This is a genomic window from Mesorhizobium sp. L-8-3 (assembly GCF_016756615.1).
Taxonomy (GTDB): domain Bacteria; phylum Pseudomonadota; class Alphaproteobacteria; order Rhizobiales; family Rhizobiaceae.
Window position 1 is genome coordinate 1944971 of the sequence record NZ_AP023262.1, and the last position, 16644, is coordinate 1961614.

At 61.8% G+C, this 16644-nt stretch carries 19 protein-coding genes; 12 read left to right on the top strand and 7 right to left on the bottom strand.

The window, feature by feature from the left end:
• Window positions 1-54 precede the first annotated feature (54 nt).
• Window positions 55-966 carry a LysR family transcriptional regulator gene (locus JN302_RS09145; RefSeq protein ID WP_202332656.1) on the bottom strand — a complete coding sequence of 304 codons (912 nt, stop codon included), beginning with the start codon at window positions 964-966 and terminating at the stop codon, window positions 55-57.
• 120 nt (window positions 967-1086) lie between these two features.
• Here JN302_RS09145 and JN302_RS09150 point away from each other — a divergent pair, with 120 nt between their 5' ends.
• Entirely contained in the window at window positions 1087-1731 is a 645-nt protein-coding gene (locus tag JN302_RS09150) for an FMN-dependent NADH-azoreductase (RefSeq protein ID WP_202311428.1), read from the top strand.
• Between the two features lie 346 nt (window positions 1732-2077).
• Window positions 2078-2596 carry a peptide-methionine (S)-S-oxide reductase MsrA gene (gene msrA, locus JN302_RS09155; RefSeq protein ID WP_202332657.1) on the top strand — a complete coding sequence of 173 codons (519 nt, stop codon included), beginning with the start codon at window positions 2078-2080 and terminating at the stop codon, window positions 2594-2596.
• 176 nt (window positions 2597-2772) lie between these two features.
• Here the strand turns inward: msrA and JN302_RS09160 are convergent, their stop codons facing one another.
• The 4 genes from JN302_RS09160 to JN302_RS09175 form a co-directional block, all read right to left on the bottom strand.
• Window positions 2773-3726 (bottom strand): MvdC/MvdD family ATP grasp protein, encoded by a 954-nt coding sequence (locus JN302_RS09160; protein WP_202332658.1) that lies wholly within the window; start codon window positions 3724-3726, stop codon window positions 2773-2775.
• 119 nt (window positions 3727-3845) lie between these two features.
• A complete protein-coding gene (locus JN302_RS09165; RefSeq protein ID WP_202332659.1) occupies window positions 3846-5564 on the bottom strand; it encodes a zinc metalloprotease in 1719 nt (572 codons plus the stop codon).
• A gap of 94 nt (window positions 5565-5658) precedes the next feature.
• On the bottom strand, window positions 5659-5961 hold the full coding sequence (locus tag JN302_RS09170; protein ID WP_202311432.1) for a hypothetical protein: 303 nt from the start codon (window positions 5959-5961) through the stop codon (window positions 5659-5661).
• 54 nt (window positions 5962-6015) lie between these two features.
• The gene (locus JN302_RS09175) at window positions 6016-7479 is read right to left on the bottom strand and encodes a M28 family metallopeptidase (RefSeq protein WP_202332661.1); all 1464 of its coding nucleotides are present in this window, start codon (window positions 7477-7479) and stop codon (window positions 6016-6018) included.
• A gap of 348 nt (window positions 7480-7827) precedes the next feature.
• On the opposite strand from JN302_RS09175, the gene JN302_RS39595 reads away from it, so the two are divergent.
• Window positions 7828-7962: a hypothetical protein gene (locus JN302_RS39595; RefSeq protein WP_274609071.1), complete on the top strand. Its 135-nt coding sequence runs from the start codon at window positions 7828-7830 to the stop codon at window positions 7960-7962.
• Between the two features lie 169 nt (window positions 7963-8131).
• Here the strand turns inward: JN302_RS39595 and JN302_RS09180 are convergent, their stop codons facing one another.
• On the bottom strand, window positions 8132-8872 hold the full coding sequence (locus JN302_RS09180; protein ID WP_202334237.1) for a hypothetical protein: 741 nt from the start codon (window positions 8870-8872) through the stop codon (window positions 8132-8134).
• 114 nt (window positions 8873-8986) lie between these two features.
• Between JN302_RS09180 and JN302_RS09185 the strand changes: the two genes are divergently transcribed.
• The 8 genes from JN302_RS09185 (at window position 8987) to JN302_RS09220 (ending at window position 14944) form a co-directional block, all read left to right on the top strand.
• Complete coding sequence (locus JN302_RS09185) at window positions 8987-9643, top strand: MarR family winged helix-turn-helix transcriptional regulator (RefSeq protein WP_202311436.1); 657 nt, start codon at window positions 8987-8989, stop codon at window positions 9641-9643.
• Between the two features lie 374 nt (window positions 9644-10017).
• Window positions 10018-11316, top strand: coding sequence for a tyrosine-type recombinase/integrase (locus JN302_RS09190; RefSeq protein WP_202332662.1), 1299 nt, complete (start codon window positions 10018-10020; stop codon window positions 11314-11316).
• A gap of 102 nt (window positions 11317-11418) precedes the next feature.
• Window positions 11419-12294 (top strand): hypothetical protein, encoded by an 876-nt coding sequence (locus JN302_RS09195; protein ID WP_202332663.1) that lies wholly within the window; start codon window positions 11419-11421, stop codon window positions 12292-12294.
• A gap of 177 nt (window positions 12295-12471) precedes the next feature.
• Entirely contained in the window at window positions 12472-12681 is a 210-nt protein-coding gene (locus tag JN302_RS09200; RefSeq protein ID WP_202332664.1) for a helix-turn-helix transcriptional regulator, read from the top strand.
• Window positions 12682-12964: 283 nt separating this feature from the next.
• Window positions 12965-13216 (top strand): winged helix domain-containing protein, encoded by a 252-nt coding sequence (locus JN302_RS09205; protein ID WP_244846626.1) that lies wholly within the window; start codon window positions 12965-12967, stop codon window positions 13214-13216.
• A gap of 109 nt (window positions 13217-13325) precedes the next feature.
• Window positions 13326-13721 (top strand): hypothetical protein, encoded by a 396-nt coding sequence (locus JN302_RS09210; RefSeq protein ID WP_202332666.1) that lies wholly within the window; start codon window positions 13326-13328, stop codon window positions 13719-13721.
• Window positions 13721-14482 carry a hypothetical protein gene (locus tag JN302_RS09215; protein ID WP_202332667.1) on the top strand — a complete coding sequence of 254 codons (762 nt, stop codon included), beginning with the start codon at window positions 13721-13723 and terminating at the stop codon, window positions 14480-14482. Before JN302_RS09210 ends, JN302_RS09215 begins: the two co-directional genes overlap by 1 nt.
• A gap of 246 nt (window positions 14483-14728) precedes the next feature.
• The gene (locus tag JN302_RS09220) at window positions 14729-14944 is read left to right on the top strand and encodes a hypothetical protein (protein WP_202332668.1); all 216 of its coding nucleotides are present in this window, start codon (window positions 14729-14731) and stop codon (window positions 14942-14944) included.
• A 189-nt stretch (window positions 14945-15133) separates the two neighbouring features.
• On the opposite strand, the gene JN302_RS09225 is transcribed toward JN302_RS09220, so the two are convergent.
• A complete protein-coding gene (locus JN302_RS09225; protein WP_202332669.1) occupies window positions 15134-16189 on the bottom strand; it encodes a hypothetical protein in 1056 nt (351 codons plus the stop codon).
• 315 nt (window positions 16190-16504) lie between these two features.
• Here JN302_RS09225 and JN302_RS39910 point away from each other — a divergent pair, with 315 nt between their 5' ends.
• Window positions 16505-16642 (top strand): plasmid mobilization protein, encoded by a 138-nt coding sequence (locus JN302_RS39910; protein ID WP_446720744.1) that lies wholly within the window; start codon window positions 16505-16507, stop codon window positions 16640-16642.
• Window positions 16643-16644 lie beyond the last annotated feature (2 nt).

Consider the following 16644-nt stretch of genomic DNA (forward strand, 5'->3'; position numbering starts at 1 on the left):
TATCCGTCCGCAGATGAGGTCGCGGGACCGGCACGGACAGCTCGGCCTGATGCGTCAGACCTGCTCGGTCGGCAGCAGCTCGGAGCGGAACCGCTCGATCAACCACCTTCCGGCCGGCCCAGGCGGGGTGTCGTTGCGATGGAAGGCGAAGGCCGGATAGCCGGCCGGCGGATAGGGCTCCAGGTCGAGCTTCACCAGCCGCCCGGCGGCGACGTCCGCCTCGATCATCCATAACGGCAGGCCGCCCCAGCCCAGCCCGGAGAGGATCAGGTTGCGCTTGGTCGCCGTATCGGTCATGCGCCAGGTCCGGTACGCATAGACCCCGAAATCCTGCCCTTCCGTCATCTTCGATACGTCTGAGACGACCAGCTGGATGTGATCGCGCACCACCGAGAGTGGTACGCGGCCAGGATAGAGCGCGAGCGGATGATCCGGCGCCGCGACCGGAACCATCGTCGTTTCGCCGATGCGGATGGCGGCGAGTTCATCGCTGAGATTCAAGGCCTGGCCACCGAAGCTGACGTCGCACTGCCGGGCAAGCAACTGCTGCCACACGATGCCGATCGCGCCGATGCTGAGGCGCAGAGGCACAGTCGGGAACTGCGCGTCGAATGTCTTCAGCACCTTCACCAGCGCAGGCGCGGGCAGCACCACGTCGACCGCGATGGCCAACTCGGCCTCGATCCCCTGTTTCAGTCCCCGGGCACGGGCGCGGATCGCCTGCAGCGCGCCGGCAATACGCCTGGCATCGACCAGCATGGCCTGGCCTTCGGGCGTGAGCCGCGGCTCACGCACGCCTTCGCGCAGGAAAAGCTTCAGATCGAGCTGCGTCTCGAGGTTGGCGATCGTGTAGCTGATCACGGACTGGGCTCGGTTCAGCTTGCGAGCCGCGGCCGAAAAACTGCCCTGCTCGGCGACGGCGAGGAATACCTGCAACTGATCGAGCGTGGGGTTGGCTCCACTCATGTATCTATCTCATCGATGGAAAGCATCGACATTATATCGATTTTTTCAACCGGTCACTCATCCTATCTCAACCGGGAAACTCACGCCGACGGCGTTTCGGCGAATGGAAGGAAGAGACCGATGTCCAACATACTCCTCGTCACATCGAGCCCGCGCGGCTCCGCTTCAATCTCCTCCAAGGTCGCAATCGAACTGGCCGACAAGCTGAAGGCGGCCCTGCCGGGCAGCAAGGTCGTGCATCACGATCTGGTCGCGCAGCCTCTGCCGCATATCGTCCCCGACTACGCATCGGGCATCTACACGCCGCCCGAGGTTCGCACCGCGGCGCAGGCCGAACTGGTCGCCGTTTCCGACTCCGTCGTCGACGAGTTGCTGGCTGCCGATCACGTCATCCTGGCGATGGGGATGGTGAACTTCTCGATTCCTTCGACGCTCAAAAGCTGGATCGATCACATCTCCCGTGCCGGCCGCACCTTCCGCTACGACGCAAACGGCCCCGAAGGGCTGGTCAAGGGCAAGAAGGTCTATGTGGTGATCGCGTCAGGCGGCGTCTATTCGGAAGGTCCCGCCGCGGCGGCGGATTTCGCAGGGCCGTATCTGAAGCAAGTCCTGGCTTTCAACGGCATGACGGATGTGGAGGTCATCCGCATCGAAGGTACTGCCCTTGGCGAAGACTCGGTCAAGAAAGGCCTCGCCGACGCTTCGGACCGTACCGACGCCATTTCCGCGGATCTGGCCGAACCGCAGGTCGCGCAGGCCGCCTGAACGGCGAAGGAACAGGGCTGCGGCCCACGGGATCGCCAGGCGCAAATGCGATGGCTGGCATGGCCAGCCATCATTGTGGTCGTGGCGTCAAGGCGATTGGCCGAACGGATCGGAAACGACTCCGGCAGCGGGCCTGCCTGATAAGGTCGCGAATGCCGCCATGTCCGGTCCAGGCAATGCAGCGCTGCCTCCGATTTGGGGGCGCGCTTCGAAGAAGGTTGGGCGCAATCGGCCGATGCGCGGCCTGAGCCTCAGTCAGCGTCTTGAGATCGGCCTGCCGTACTCTGATAATGGCGCTCGGCGATGCCTATATCATGGGCGAATCCGAGAACCGAGGAGTGAGACCATGACGACAGAACGCGCGGTGCTTGCCGGCGGATGCTTCTGGGGGATGCAGGATCTGATCCGCCGCTATCCCGGCGTTGTATCGACACGCGTCGGCTATTCCGGCGGCGACGTGCCCAATGCCACCTATCGCAATCATGGCAGTCATGCCGAGGCGATCGAGATCATTTTCGATCCGGCGAGGATCGGCTATCGCGACCTGCTGGAATTCTTCTTCCAGATTCACGATCCGACCACGCGCAACCGCCAGGGCAACGATGTCGGCACGAGTTATCGTTCGGCGATCTTCTACACGAATGACGAACAAAAGCGCGTTGCCGAAGACACGATCGCGGACGTGGATGCGTCGGGCCTCTGGCCGGGCAAAGTGGTGACCGAGGTGACGCCGGTCGGCGATTTCTGGGAGGCCGAACCGGAGCATCAGGATTATCTTGAGCGTTATCCCAACGGCTATACCTGCCATTTCCCGCGGCCGAACTGGAAGCTCCCGAAACGCGAGACATTGCGCCAGGCCGGATAGCGGAAAGATGTCCGGGGCCGCGCCTGTCGCGCCGGCCCCGGGCCGCGGCGCATCCTCAAGCAGACATGCCAGGGCGGCGGACGCACCGATGGAATCGGCGCCGTCGCTCTATCAATTTCCTGCAGCATCGGACCTGTCGTAAAACCGCTTTGCGGTTTCGGGAGACATGCTTCAAGTCAGATTTCCGCGCGATGCTGTCGCGCATGCCGCTCCAGCGTCGCGGCGATCGCCTGGGGGATCGGCTGGCCGGTGCGTTCGGAGATGAAGAGATACTCGCCGGCGGGGTTGACCTCCAGGAAGACATGTTCGCCTGACGGCGTGACCCGGAAATCGACCGCGCCGAATTTCAGGTTCATCTCGTCCATCAGCCCGAGGAGTTTCTTCGCGACATCGTCCGGCAGCGTATACGGCCGAACCGCCGCGGTACCGAGACCCTTGCGGTAATCGACTTGGTGATCGGCATCCGATGCTATCGACGCCGCAAAAATGTCGCCATCGATCACGGTCACCCGAAGATCCAGCCGTGCCGGCACGAAGGACTGGAAGATGACCGGAGCAAAGCGAACCGACTCGATCAGCGCCAGGTCGTCGCGTGTCACGATTGCGGTTTCCCTTGGCGCCTCCTGAATGTTGCGGAAGGCCTTCCGGATCACCTTGCCGACGCCGTGACGTTCGATGAAGGCGAGCGCTTCCTGCGGGCTGTTGCTGACCAGCGTCTCGGGTATGGCCAAGCCGTGTCGCCGCGCGACGCGCAGCTGATGCACCTTGCGCAACGCCATTTCGTCCGCTGTCGGCGGGTTCATCCAGAAACAGCGCATTGCGTACCAGACGCCCAGCAGGGCTTCGTTCGACTCCGACCACGCAAACAGACGTGCAGTGCCTTCCGTCACCTCCGGCGCGACCGTCATGTTGCGGATACGCCGATACCAGACCGCGCCGACTTTATCGAGTGCAACCCGACGTCCATCGGGAAGGTCGAAGAAATGCCCGTTCTCCACGGCTCCGGCATATGCGTTGAGCCGCATCCTTTCCGGAAACCAGGATACGTCGACGACTGCGTGATCCACGGTCAGGTGCTCGATGACCTTGTGCACATGCTGGTTGTCGAGGAACGATACGATCAGGATCACGGCGACCTCTGTTGATGTGGGATGCGCCCTCGCCGGATCGGCAGCGGCGCGAGGGCGGCGGAATGAGAAAGCCGGGGAAGGGAGAGCCCGGCGGCCGGGCCGCCGGGCTCTTGTCACGCTCAGGCCCCGCCGAGTTGCCTGTAGGCAGCCCAAGCCTGCCTCCAGCCTTCGAGCCCTTGGGCGTCAAGCATGCCGCGGCGATGCAACTGAGCGTAGTGGCTGAGCAGCACCTGATAGGAGGCTGCCGCCTGCGCACGGGCTTGTTGGGCTGCCGCGGCGGCAGCCTGTCCCGTTGCCAGCACGAAAGGAGTTCCGCCCGGACCGCCGGGGATACCCGGCAGGTCGATCGGCGGCTCCAGCGCCGATTTCGGCCAATCGATCGGAGTTTCGAAGACGTCCTTCTGCGGATCGTGAATTGCCTCCTTGACGAGATCCTTGGGATTGTCCTTCGGGCCGTCCTTGATCGCGTCCTTCGGAAAGTCCTTGTGGCCCTCCTTCGGGGGCTCCTTGATAAGATCCTTCGGATTGTCCTTCGGGAAATCCTTGGGCGGATCCTTGGGGAACTCCTTCGGCGGATCCTTGGGGAACTCCTTCGGCGGATCCTTGGGGAAGTCCTTCGGCGGGTCTTTGGGCAGATCCTTCGGCGGATCTTTCGGCAGATCCTTCGGGGGCTCCTTGACAAGGTCCTTGGGATTGTCCTTCGGGAAATCCTTGGGCGGATCTTTGGGGAACTCCTTCGGCGGATCCTTGGGGAAGTCTTTCGGCGGGTCCTTGGGCAGGTCCTTCGGCGGCTCCTTGATGACATCCTTCGGAATATCCTTGGGAGTCTCCTTCACGAGGTCCTTCGGCTGATCTTTCGGACCCTCCTTGATAGCGTCCTTCGGAGTGTCCTTGACCGGTATCTTGGCCCCCACGCAAGGGATGTTGGACCCGATCATCGCGCGCGGGCCGTCCAGAGCAGCCTGCATGCGGGATGCCTGCCCCTGCGTGAACATGACCATGGCGATATCGTCGACATAGTCCATGTAGTTCATGAACATGTCGCCGTTCGGACCGTTGTTGCACGATATGGTCGGGAATGTCGGCGCGCCGAAGTTGCTGCCGCCCTGGTTGGGGGTGTCGGCAACGAAGTCGCTGCCGCCGCAGCCATCGCCGTCGTCGCCCCAGATATGACGCAGATTGAGCCAGTGCCCGACCTCGTGCGTGGCCGTGCGGCCGAGATTGAACGGAGGCGCGGCGGTGCCCGTCGTGCCGAAGGCGGTGTGCGTGATGACGACACCGTCGGTAGCCGCCGGACCGCCGGGAAACTGGGCGTAACCCAAAAGGCCGCCGGTCAGCTGGCATACCCACATGTTGAGATACTGATCCGCCGGCCATGCAGTGCTGCCGCCGGTCGCATCGGACTTGACGTCATCATTGTCGTTGAAACCGTCGCGGTCGGTCCTCTTGCGCACGATGCCGTCGGTCGGATTGCCGCTCGGGTCGGTCGTCGCCAGTTTGAACTGGATGCGCGAATCTGCCGCCAGCGGCGCAAACGGAGCCGGCGTGTTCGCGACATCGGCGTTCTGCTTGCGGAAGTCCTCGTTCAGCACCTTGATCTGGCTGTCGATCTGCGCCTGGGAGATGTTCTGCGCCGGCGTCTTGTGGACGACATGCACCACCACCGGGATTTCCGTGCAGCCTGGCCGCGCCGCGGCCGCCATGCCCATTTCCACCCTGAATGCCTGCTCTTCGATCCGCTGCCGGGCCTCGGCATAGCGCGGCGACGTGGCGAGCAGGCGATGGTGCACGTGCATCGTGCCGCATTGTCGCCGTTTGGGGGGTTCTGCGTCTGCCATTTCCTTACCTCCTCATCTGGGATGGTGGTTTGCAAGAAAGATGGATTTCGAGACTGCGCGCGAATTCGACAGACACACTCGCCGTACCGGCGAGCTACTTTTTCGAGATGACGAGCAAATCCTCCGTGAGTTGCTCGATGGAGTAGTGTCCTTCCCAGCCCGGCGCCGACAAATGGAGCTCGTCGCCGTCCACCGACCATGTGCCTGCGACACTTTCGAGCTTGTCGGCAGGGCCCGGCGACTTGGCGAGCGCCTGTGACCGGGAACTGAGGTCAAGGTGGCGGCGGCCGCGCGCCGGCGGCAGATTGTAACTGTCGGGCCGCAGGACGATGCGACCGGGGGAGCTTTCCTCCCGCACCTCCACCCAGTTTTTCGTCATTTTCTTGATATCGGTCATCATCGTCTCCGTTCGGGCGCCGGCGATCGCCAGCGAACGCTGCTGGCCGGCACGTCAGCCCGGTCGCCCTTGTCCAGGCAAGCTCTCGAGCATCTGCCGCACGTCCTGCCAGGACTGGTAGTCCTCGGCCTGCAGCCGCCGCTCGCCTTCGAGACGACGGTATTGCGCGATCAACTGGTTCAGATGCGCCGCGAGCGTCCGATTGATGTCTCCTGCCGGGCTGGGCAAGGTGCCGCTGGTGAACGGGCTGCAGCAGGAAAGAGGGGTCAGCACCACCGTCTCCCTGACGCCGGCCAGCTCGGCAATCGTCGCGATGTTCATCTTGAGAATCTCGACCGCGAAGGCCGGATCGACGCGGTCCAGCGTGTCACGCGCCGTATGGACCGCGTCGTTGGCGCTGTCGCCTCCTTCGATCGTCAGCACGGCTGGAATGCCGGCCTCGATAAAGGGAACGTGATCGCTGGCGAATGGATTGAGCGAAATCTGGACGGCCAGAGACGTATGGGCGGCGGCGGCATCCGCCAGCCGGTCGATCAGATCCTGGCTGACCGGGGCGCCCTCCAGCATGACGGTTGCCGGCGGCGCGTTGATGCGGCCTACCATGTCCATGTTGATCACGCCGCGGATGCGCGCCCTTTCGTCGGCCGCCAGGGAGGCGACATATTGCCTGCTCCCGAACAAGCCCTGTTCCTCGCCGCCGAACAGGACGAAGGTCACGTCATGCTCGAACTCCCGCATCGCGACAAGGCGGGCAAGCTCCAGCACGCCCGCCGAACCGCTGGCATTGTCGTCGGCGCCGGGCGCCGGTCCGGCCGGACCGTCCTCGTGATTGATCGAATCGAGATGCGCGGTGACGATCACCTCGCCGGGCGAGGCCGCGGTGCTTGCCTTGGTCGCGACGACATTGACGCTGGGGCCGAGGTTGCCGACCGCGATCGGCCGCATGCCGATCGCGTAGCCGAAGCCCGAAAGTCGGGTCAGCGCCCAGTTGGCTGCGCCGAGAAAGTCGGTGCTGGTCGACAGGCGCGTCTGGAGACTGACGAGATGTTCAAGGTCCCCGCTGAACGCCGGGCTGCTTACGGCGTTGGCCATTGCCGAGGCCCGTGGCTGCTTGCGGACCGGCGCGCCGGCAGGCCGAATGTCGAACATTACCCGCCGGTCGCCGAGCGGCTCGATGACGAAACAGCTGTGTCCTTCGGCGCGGATCGCTTCGGCCTTGTCACGTTCGAGATCAACCACGATATAGCGGCCCTTGTCGAACAGCACCCTGACGTCCGGATGTTCGCGCTGGAAGCTGCGTCCCATCTGTGCGACCAGGTGAAAATTGCCGAGCGGCAGGTCGTCATCGCCCTGCCGCACCGTCGTGACATCCTCGCCGTCACCCGGGCGGAGCGCTTTCAGCTTGGCTCCGGGAGCATAAAAAAACACTTCGTCGCCAAAGCGAACCCATCGCGCGTCCGCTTCGTCGAGCAGTTTACCCAGCGCTCTGGACGCAACCTTGAGAATTTTCCAACGCATGGCCTGCCGCCTCAACCTGACCGGCACCAATCAATATTGGAAAGTATTTCAGGATTCATGTATTATATTAATGCTCATCTCTATCGCTGTCAATCGATTTCAAGATGAAGCAGCCCTCGTAACAGAATGTCACGCGAGAGGGTGAGTGCAAGCGATCCGGTTGGCAGATGCCACAACAACAGGCAGGAATATAGCTCCGGCTACCGCGGCTTGCGGTACGCTCAGGGCCCCGCGAACTCGCCCTGACACCAGCCGGCGTCGGCCTTTTCGGCCGCTTCCCGGTCGTCCGCGCAGGGCGTCCTCATAGTGCTTTGGGCCCATCGATCGGGTGGCCGTTCCGGACAAGCCATGCCGCGACGCTCTGCCCGTATGAACGAAGGCGGCAAGCAGGGCGGGCCGATCCGCCTCATGGAGATCGAAGACGGTGTGCCGGCCCTCGACAGCGACCTCGTCGGAAGACAACAAATGCGTGGACCCGCCTGAGCCGCAGCACGGTGGTCTAGACGCATCCCGGGCAGAGCGTCTGAAAAGGCGGCGGCAACCACCGCCCGACTCCGCAAGGCGGCAAGATCGAGCGGTGCGTCACTGTTCAGCCGCTGCACGATATCCCATTGGGGAGCCGGCTGACGGGCATTGCAGGTTCAATCCCGTATCACTCCACTACGCGGCCAGGCAGGCTGAGGTCGCCGCTCGCCACGTCAAAGACGTTGGCGACGCAGAGCAGCGGCGAGTGTACCGACGCGCTGACGCGCAGCCCTGCGGTCACTCCGTCGAACGTCACGCCTTCCGTCGGCCCGAGTGAAGCCGCCGGCGCACGCACCGTCACCTGCGGTCCGGCGATCTGCGGCTTGTGACCAGGGCTGTCGATGAGGATGGGCAGGCTGGGCCAGGTCTTCGGCAGTTTCGGCTTGGCGCCCTCCGGTATGTCGCGAACCTTGAGCGCGCCATTGCCGCAGGCGTCGTCCGGCACGAGCACGACCCAATGGCTGTGCCACAGATCGCCGTCATTGGCATTGTCGCCGTCGCCGTTCTCGTCATAGAGCGGCGTGTCGTCGAAGTCGGGGTGTGAGGTCACGGCAAAGGCAAGGATGCCCTGATCGTTCTCGAACCCGACCGCCCCTGAGTTGAGACCGGTCGGCCAGACATAAGAGTAGACGGTGGAACCGGCGAGCTTGCCCGAAGGTGCGGGCTTCGATGAACCGGCCTTGCCGCTTACCGCCATGCGGAAAACAAGGTCGTCGCCCGCGAGGACGATCTCGGTGCGCACGATGTCAAAGTCCGTCGGCTGAGCGTTGCCTTTGGCCGCGTCTATGGGGTGAGCGGAGGCGGCCGCCGTCAGAGTAAGCGTCGCCGTTGCGCCAGCGAGCATTGCCCGCAGCGTCGTCTGGAGCATGGTCATTTTGATTTCTCCTCGGGTCCACGGCCTCGCATCGACAAGAACCGTTAGGAGTGCTAATAATCACTTCATTGGAAGTTGGTCAAGCTGAATGTTAGGAGTCCTAAATAGATGACCTTCGACGCGATCAGCGAGCCTATCGCCAAGCGCGTGACCGCGGGCCTGGCGAAGATCGCGCTCGCGCTCAAGAGCCGCGCGTGGAAGGGTGCTGGTGGGGCCGGAGTCACGCCGACGCAGGGCCAGGCGCTTGGCCTCCTCCGCGAAGCGCCCAAGGGCCTGCGGCTTTCGGCGCTGGCGGAACTGCTCGGCGTGTCGGCGCCCACCGCCAGCGATGCGGTCAACTCGCTCGTCTCAAAGGGTCTGGCTGCGAAGGAGGCCGGTCCCGACAAGCGGTCTATCGCCTTGAAGCTCACGCCTGCGGGCAAGACGCTGGCGGATCGTACGGACGAGTGGCCGGACTTCCTGACGCGCGCGGTCGAGTCTCTCGAGCCGGACGAGCAGGCAGGCTTCCTGCGCTCTCTCGTCAAGATCGTCCGGGCGCTGCAGGAGAATGGAGACATTCCGCTGCAGCGTATGTGCATCACCTGCCGCCACTTCCGGCCCAACGTTCATGACGATGTTTTGAACCCCCACCACTGCGCCTATGTGGACGCGGCCTTCGGCGACAGACACCTGCGCCTCAACTGTGCGGAACAGGAGGAAGCGCCTGCCGAGCAACGCTCGGCCGCATGGGAGCGCTTCCGAGTTCCCGCCGCCGCGCCTTTGTAGGACTGAGGTTGGCCGGCGGCGTCGAAATGACACTGCTTGCAGGGAGGTGCTTCGGTACAGGGCAGGTGCCAGGCCCCTTCCGTCAGATCCGGCGATGCGGTGTCGATGTTTGCACGATGCCTGAACCCGCACCGCCTGCGTGCGCACAAGCAGAAAGCGCCCCGGAAGGCGCCTGCTGAATTGCTGATTTCCTTGAGGAAACTGGAGCGGGCGAAGGGATTCGAACCCTCGACCCCAACCTTGGCAAGGTTGGCACCTAGATTTCTCGGTGTTTCCGCGCGTTGTACCGACTTGCTGATTTCCTTGGATTTTGGCCGCATGACAGGTTACTGTGTTGCCGGTGATTTCCGATTCCGTGGCGACATGGTGGCGACGTGGCGACAGACAAACTGACCAAGAGAGCGATCGACGGCTTGAAGCCGGCCGCCAAGGCGTTCCTTGTCTACGACACGGAGCTGAAGGGGTTTGCGGTTCGCGTGGCGCCGACCGGCGCAATGACGTGGCAGGTTGAGTACCGCCCCTATCCCGGCGGCCGGGAAGTAGCTAAGCGGCGTATGGCTCTAGGAGCCACGACCGCCCTTTCACCTGATGAGGCCCGCCGCAAGGCACGTGATATCCTTTCGGCCGCGGCGAAGGGGGAAGACCCGGCAAAAGACCGTGGCGAGAAGCGACGCGAAATGAAGGTCTCGGCGCTTGTCGATCTCTACGAGAAAGAGGGCTGTTACGTTCTCCGTGGCAAGCGCCAAGGCGAGCCCATGAAGCCCAAGACGAAAGCCTATACCGTCGCCCGGCTCCGCAACCATGTTGTGCCCCTCCTGGGCAATCGGCGCGTTACCGAAGTCACCGCCAGCGACATTGAACGGATGGTGCGCGATATCACCGCGGGCAAGACTGCCAAGGACGAGAAGCAGGGGAAACGGCGACGGATTATTGTGCGGGGTGGTGACGGCGCGGCCCGCAAGGTGGCCCGCGACGTGTCGGCGATGTTCACATGGGCAATACGCAGTCTGAAGATTGTGACGACAAACCCCTGCGAGACTGCCGCCATTCGGAAAACCGACAATCGCCGCACCCGCTATTTGAGCCTTGATGAAGTCGAAAGGCTCGGCAAGGCACTTGAGGTTCTGCAGTCCGAAGGCGTGAACCCGAAGGCGCTCGACATCACGCGGCTATGGGCATTGACCGGCTGTCGGCGTGACGAAATAGCCGCCCTGAAGTGGTCTGAGGTGGATTTTGAGCATTCTTGTCTCAGGCTCGCAGAGACGAAGACCGGGGCGAGCATTCGACCTCTCGCCGCGCCGGCCTTGGCGCTCCTGTCTTCGATCGGCAAGGAGGCCGGCTCCCCGTATGTATTCCCGGCGACCAGTGGCGAGGCCCATTTTCAGGGCACGAAACGAGTTTGGCCGAAGGCTGTCGCGCTGGCGAAGCTGTCAGGGGTTACCCCTCACACGCTGCGGCACACCCTTGGATCGGCGGCAGTGTCCATCGGCGAAACACTCGTCATGACCGGCGCAATACTCGGCCATAGCGAAATGCGTTCGACGCAGATTTACGCCCACGTGCAACAAGATCCGGCAGCTCGTGCGGCAGCCCGTGCGGTTAAGCCAATCGCTGCCGCCCTGTCTGGCAAGAAACCCGCAAAGGTCGTCCCGATGAAGCGGAGGGGCGCCTAAGCAGTACGAATCCGCAGGGATAGGACGGCCATCCGACAAGCCGGGGCGCACCTCCCGGTTTCCCTGCGGCCCACAAGGTGCATCGCAAAGGTGCTGCGAAAAATGAAAGAACGAATCCGGTTCTGGGCGGAACAAGCTAAGTGGCCAGTGGATACCACTCACTGCGTGTTCCTGGCACGTTCGGTTCACATCGTTGGGGCTGCACTGTTTCCCGATGAGTGGACAGGCAATGAACCACTCACACCGGACCCGTATGACTTGCACTGGACTTTTGCGGGTGTGCAGCTTCCGCTGCCCCTCGGTTCCGCGAGACCATGGCAAAGGCAGATCGTCCACGGCCTCATCATCCAATATCGCCATGATTTGGGAAGGCCGCCAACGCAATGGGGCCAGTACGGTCCTCCTGAACTGGCATTCACTTCAGAGGAATGGGACGCGGGCTTGGAAATTGCTAACCGTTTGGACGCTGAGCACGCAGAAGCGCGGATGCGCTTCATGAACACGAAGGCGGAAGTAACCAACGGCTTGCGGACTGGACAGCTCCAATCTGTTCTCCGTCCGAAAGCCGGCGGCTCATTCGGTCGTCCCCTCTCCCCAGACCTCTGGAACACAGAACGCGTGGAAGAACGGTTTTTCTGGTGCCAGATGAATCCGTCGTCACCGTTCGGTAATGCTGTAGGTGGCGATAGCTTCCAATACATATTTGTGGGCCGCGAGGGCTTGGAGCAGTACGTACGGGAACGCCATCCAAAACCCGATCGGTCGCCAAAACAGACCTACCCACTCAAAGATCTCATATTGTGGGCAACCAACCTGTTTGATGCGGTAGAATCAGGGGAGCGTGGGCGGCCGACGCAAGATCAGTTTGAGAAGGAAATTAGAGAACAGTTTCCTGGTGTTTCGATTCCATATGTGCGGGACAATGTATGGCTCCAGCGACCGCACACATGGCCACGCAAGGCGGCTCGGGGTGCATAGAAACGTTCCGCCAGCCCTCCGCCAGCCCTCCGCCGGCATCCGCCATCTGTCCGCCGTCGTCCGCCACGAAGCGCCCGGCGGAATTGGACCGCACTAGGGCACCTCGCTCATCCTTGGCTATCCCGCACATTCGCGTTGTGTCTGTTTCTATCGCGGGACCAGCAGAAGGAAGATACCATGCAAAATCTCCCCGCGAGCCGCCAGAGGCTCCGCACCGATGGTGCGGCAGCGTATGTCGGCCTCTCCGTCTCTACTCTTGAAAAGATGAGGCTCACAGGCGTTGGACCTGTCTACGCGAAATGCGGCAGGGCAGTGATCTATGACACCCGAGACCTCGACGCCTGGCTTGACGCCAATCGCCGCAAGTCCACGTCGGCAGCGGCGTAAGGCGGTGCGGAATGGACCATCATAACGAATACGGCCCCAGCGGCGGAAGCGCTGGAGCCGTGGTAGTCAAGAATGCTGTAGCGGCTTCTTCCTACCTCACCCCCGCCCCGCTCGCAACGGAAATCAACGCTCCCGAGTATGCCGCCCGCAAGGTCGCCGCTCGGTTCCGGCTGAGGATTGAGACAGCACGTGTAGTCTGCCATCTGGCGGGTCTGGCGGTGTTGTCATGAGCCGGAAATCCAAAGCCAAGGTGTGGGTCAAGGCCCGCGTCGAGCCTGACGGCATGCCGATGACGATCTATGGCCGGGAGGCGTGGTGTCTCCAAAGCCTGATCGACGCCGGCAAACGTGGATGTACGCCGATCGACCGGCCGGCGCCCCGGTGGAGCGCCTACGTCCACGATCTGCGCCACGACTTCGGGATAATCATCGAGACTATCCACGAGGACCACGGCGGCCAATTCAGCGGCACGCATGCGCGGTACGTCTTGCATTCGGATGTGACCATCCTTGAGCAAGAGGGCCTGACCAGATGAGCGCGAAACTCGACTGGCGCCGGGCTCAGCTCGGCAAGCAGCGGTCGCTGTCCATCCGGGATGAAATCGAGCATCGCGAGCACGACGCCGCCGCTCGTTGGCTCGCGAAATGGACAAGGACAGTCACGAAGAAACGTCGTCCTTCTTCCAAGGGCGCATCGTCATGACTTCGCCGACACCAACCAATGACACTGCTCCGGCCGAAAGGCCGGGGCTCCCCTCCGATGCGGCACAGGGCGAATTGCTGGGGCTCTCCATCGCAATCCCGATGCCGCCGACCGAACAGCGCCAGCGCCATCCCGAAACGTTCGACTGGTTCACCGACGAGGCCGTCATAGTGGAACGCCAGCCCAGCATTGCCGTGTACAGGAACCCCCGCGGCCATGTCGTCATCCGCGCCGAAGGGGATGGCTACGACGAGGATACGTTTATCTACCTTTCGACCGAACAGGCCCTCAAGGCACTCATTGCCGCCCTGCAACGCGAATTGCAGGAGGGTGGCTGATGAGCGGGAAATACGACAAATCGGCCGATCGACTGGACCACATAGCCGACGAGGCAAACGCCTCCGCCAAGGGTTCCTTCAAGCTTGATCTGATCGAGACAGTAAACGCCGATCCACAGATGAAGCCGGCCGACCTTGCAGTGATAGTAGCGTATCTGGGCAAGCTTCAGTGGCCGAAGCGGCTGGCGTGGCTGTCTGCCTCCCATGCCAGAGCTTTGACGGGCCTGTCTGAGCGGCAAATCAATCTTAGCCGCACGAGACTGATGGACCGCAAATATCTCGTCAGCAAGGGGCTGCAAGGCACCTCCAGGCTCTTTGAGATCCAGAATCCTCGGCTGGCGGAGATGCGAATGCACGTGCAGGAAACAACCGACCACTACCGGGAGGCTGTGAAGGAAAGGCAGGCGTCCAGACGAGCACTTCGCAAAGCTGTCACCGCAAATTTTGCAGGGACAGAAATAGCCTTGTCACACTCACCTAGTGACTGTGACGTCCCCGCAAATATTACCGGCAATACCCCTCACTACCCCTCAAGGTATGGCTCTGAAGGGAGAACGTCCCCAAGCGTCGAAGTCGAGGCTAGCGAACACCCTCATGAACCGTTTGCTGTGCCTGACACAGTGGAACGGCTCGAAACGATGCTATCGGTTCTACTCGACGAGGGCCTTTCGCCGGCAGTCGTCGGTTTCTTCCGGAGAAAGTTCCTCGCGGGGCAATTGACCCCGGCCATGATTGAAGAACAGCGGAGGCTTGCATCATGAGAAGTCGGAAAGGTGATCCGGCGCAGCTCGACTTGTTTGAATGGGCGGCAAACCGGCCGACAGCAAAAATCCTGTCGGCCGTGCCAGCGATTGCGCGGCGCATGTGGCGGGAGCGGCATCAGGCGCCCATGGCCAACGATGGAAGGTTGATCTCCTTGCGCAGAGAAGCGCGGATGTGGCTGAAAAGCGCACGGCACTAAGCTCGACAATGTTCCCGGTCGGCGGGCAGCATGATAGACTTCAACTATGGGCGAATTTGAGTTTTGGCGCTATCAGCGCAAACACGAATACGAGCACAGTCGAGTGAACGGCCTGCTTTATGATGTCAGCGCTAGCATCATAGCGGTGTTCTGGGGACTCATCTTGGTGCTCAAATGGGCACTGATCGTGGCCGCGATTGCTATTGCATCTAATGGCCTACTTCGTGAGCTGCTAGTATTGGACAGCGGCCCATTCTTTTGACCGCGCCCGCGCGAAGCCTTTTGGTTGCCGCTTGGCGCTGAACGGCCTGAACTGCCATTGGTGACGCCCGCGCGACCATCGCAAAACCGGAAGTCGGGAACAGGCACTCCGAAGGCCCCCGTTCTAAGCTCGCGAGCGGATCAACAGCGGCGCGGGACCGTATGACCAATTGGTCTCTACCGATCGGCCCTACCGGCTAACCTGGAAGGCAGCCTTCATGAGGCGATCGGAATTGACAGGCGGCGGAGACGCGGTGCTTGACTGGCCTGCGGTCGCTTCTGCTGTCTCGGAGAGTACCCCGATAACATATTGGCCGCCCTGTTTGCGCGACACGACAACGTACTGCAGCAGCGACTGAGCACCTTGATTCTGGCAAGCCGTGAATGCGTTGATCAGCTTTGCGTTCTCGACTGTTTCTTTGGTCGATCCGGTTCCGAATTTGCCTTTGCAGGTTTCGGACAATGCGGCAGCGATCTGAGCCGACAACGCGTCAGGAGACACATCTGCTGTCGTCACGACGAATGAAAACCCAATTGTGCTCCCAACTACAGCTACAGCATGAGCGAAGGCCAGATCTTTCGGAAAGTCAGACTCGGCGAGGAGTTCCGCACCGGGAAGCTCTGCAGCAAGGAGGAAGTTCGACAGCACGCGAGTGCCTTCCAACCTGAGAGATGCCAAATCTCCTCCTTGAGCGGCGGCTACGCCAGGGGTCGTGGTAGCCGCCGGGCTGGAAGGTGGGCCCGAGGCCACCTGGTCGGAATTCAAAGATGCCTGGACGCAATCAACCAGACTCGTGAGGAGCCGCGCCGTGCCGTCGAGATTGAAAAAATAGGACTGGTAGCCGTCATGGACTTCCATGGTCCGACTGCGGCGGAAAAGCTGCGCAACAGGCCCGTTTGATGGCATCGGCATGCGAACGAATGTTTCAGTAGCAATTTCAGCCGTGGCGCCCGTCCAACCGGATCTATCAAATCGATACCGAAGCGACAGTCGTTCGCCCGGTCGGAGTTTCCAATTCGAGGCAGAAAAGCCCAGATCCCACTGGTAGTCCCGCGACACCAATACGACGAGCGTGATTCCGCTATTATAGGCTGCGGACGCAATACAGCTTGAGAAACGGTTACTCGCATCGTCGGTGTATACACCGACTGTCCAGTTACCAACCTGATATCGGTGAATCTCTGCCGCTTGAGACGAGGAAGCTAGCATAGCTAGTCCAAGAGCAGCCAGAACAACCCGCAACATCACACCCCCCACTAAGCCTAAACCAATTCTAATCCCAAACCGCGTCTCTCCGTCAAATCATTCTTTCTGTTACAGCGGGTATGCCCGATTGACCTCCTGGAGAGTGGCTCTTCAGTACGTCATCGCCATTGGTTTGCTGAGAGGCAGTCGGCGCTTCGCAAGCGATTGCCAGCACCAGGCCAGATACAGCGCGAACCAGCATGAAGCACAATGATACAGGATGCTACAACATATTGATTTTGTTAGACATTTTCTCACAACTGGCTATACTGCTTCGCAAATCGGAGACCATTCGCGATGCGATTTCAGGAGGCCATGGCGGAGCTAGTGGCGACCCGAGTTTCAGGCGATGAGCGCCGTCTTTTGACGGCAGCGGCTAGGAGTCGGGGGCTCAGCCTTTCCGAATTTCTGCGCAGGTCCGCCACAGAGGCGGCTCGTCAGGTGGCGGCCTAAGC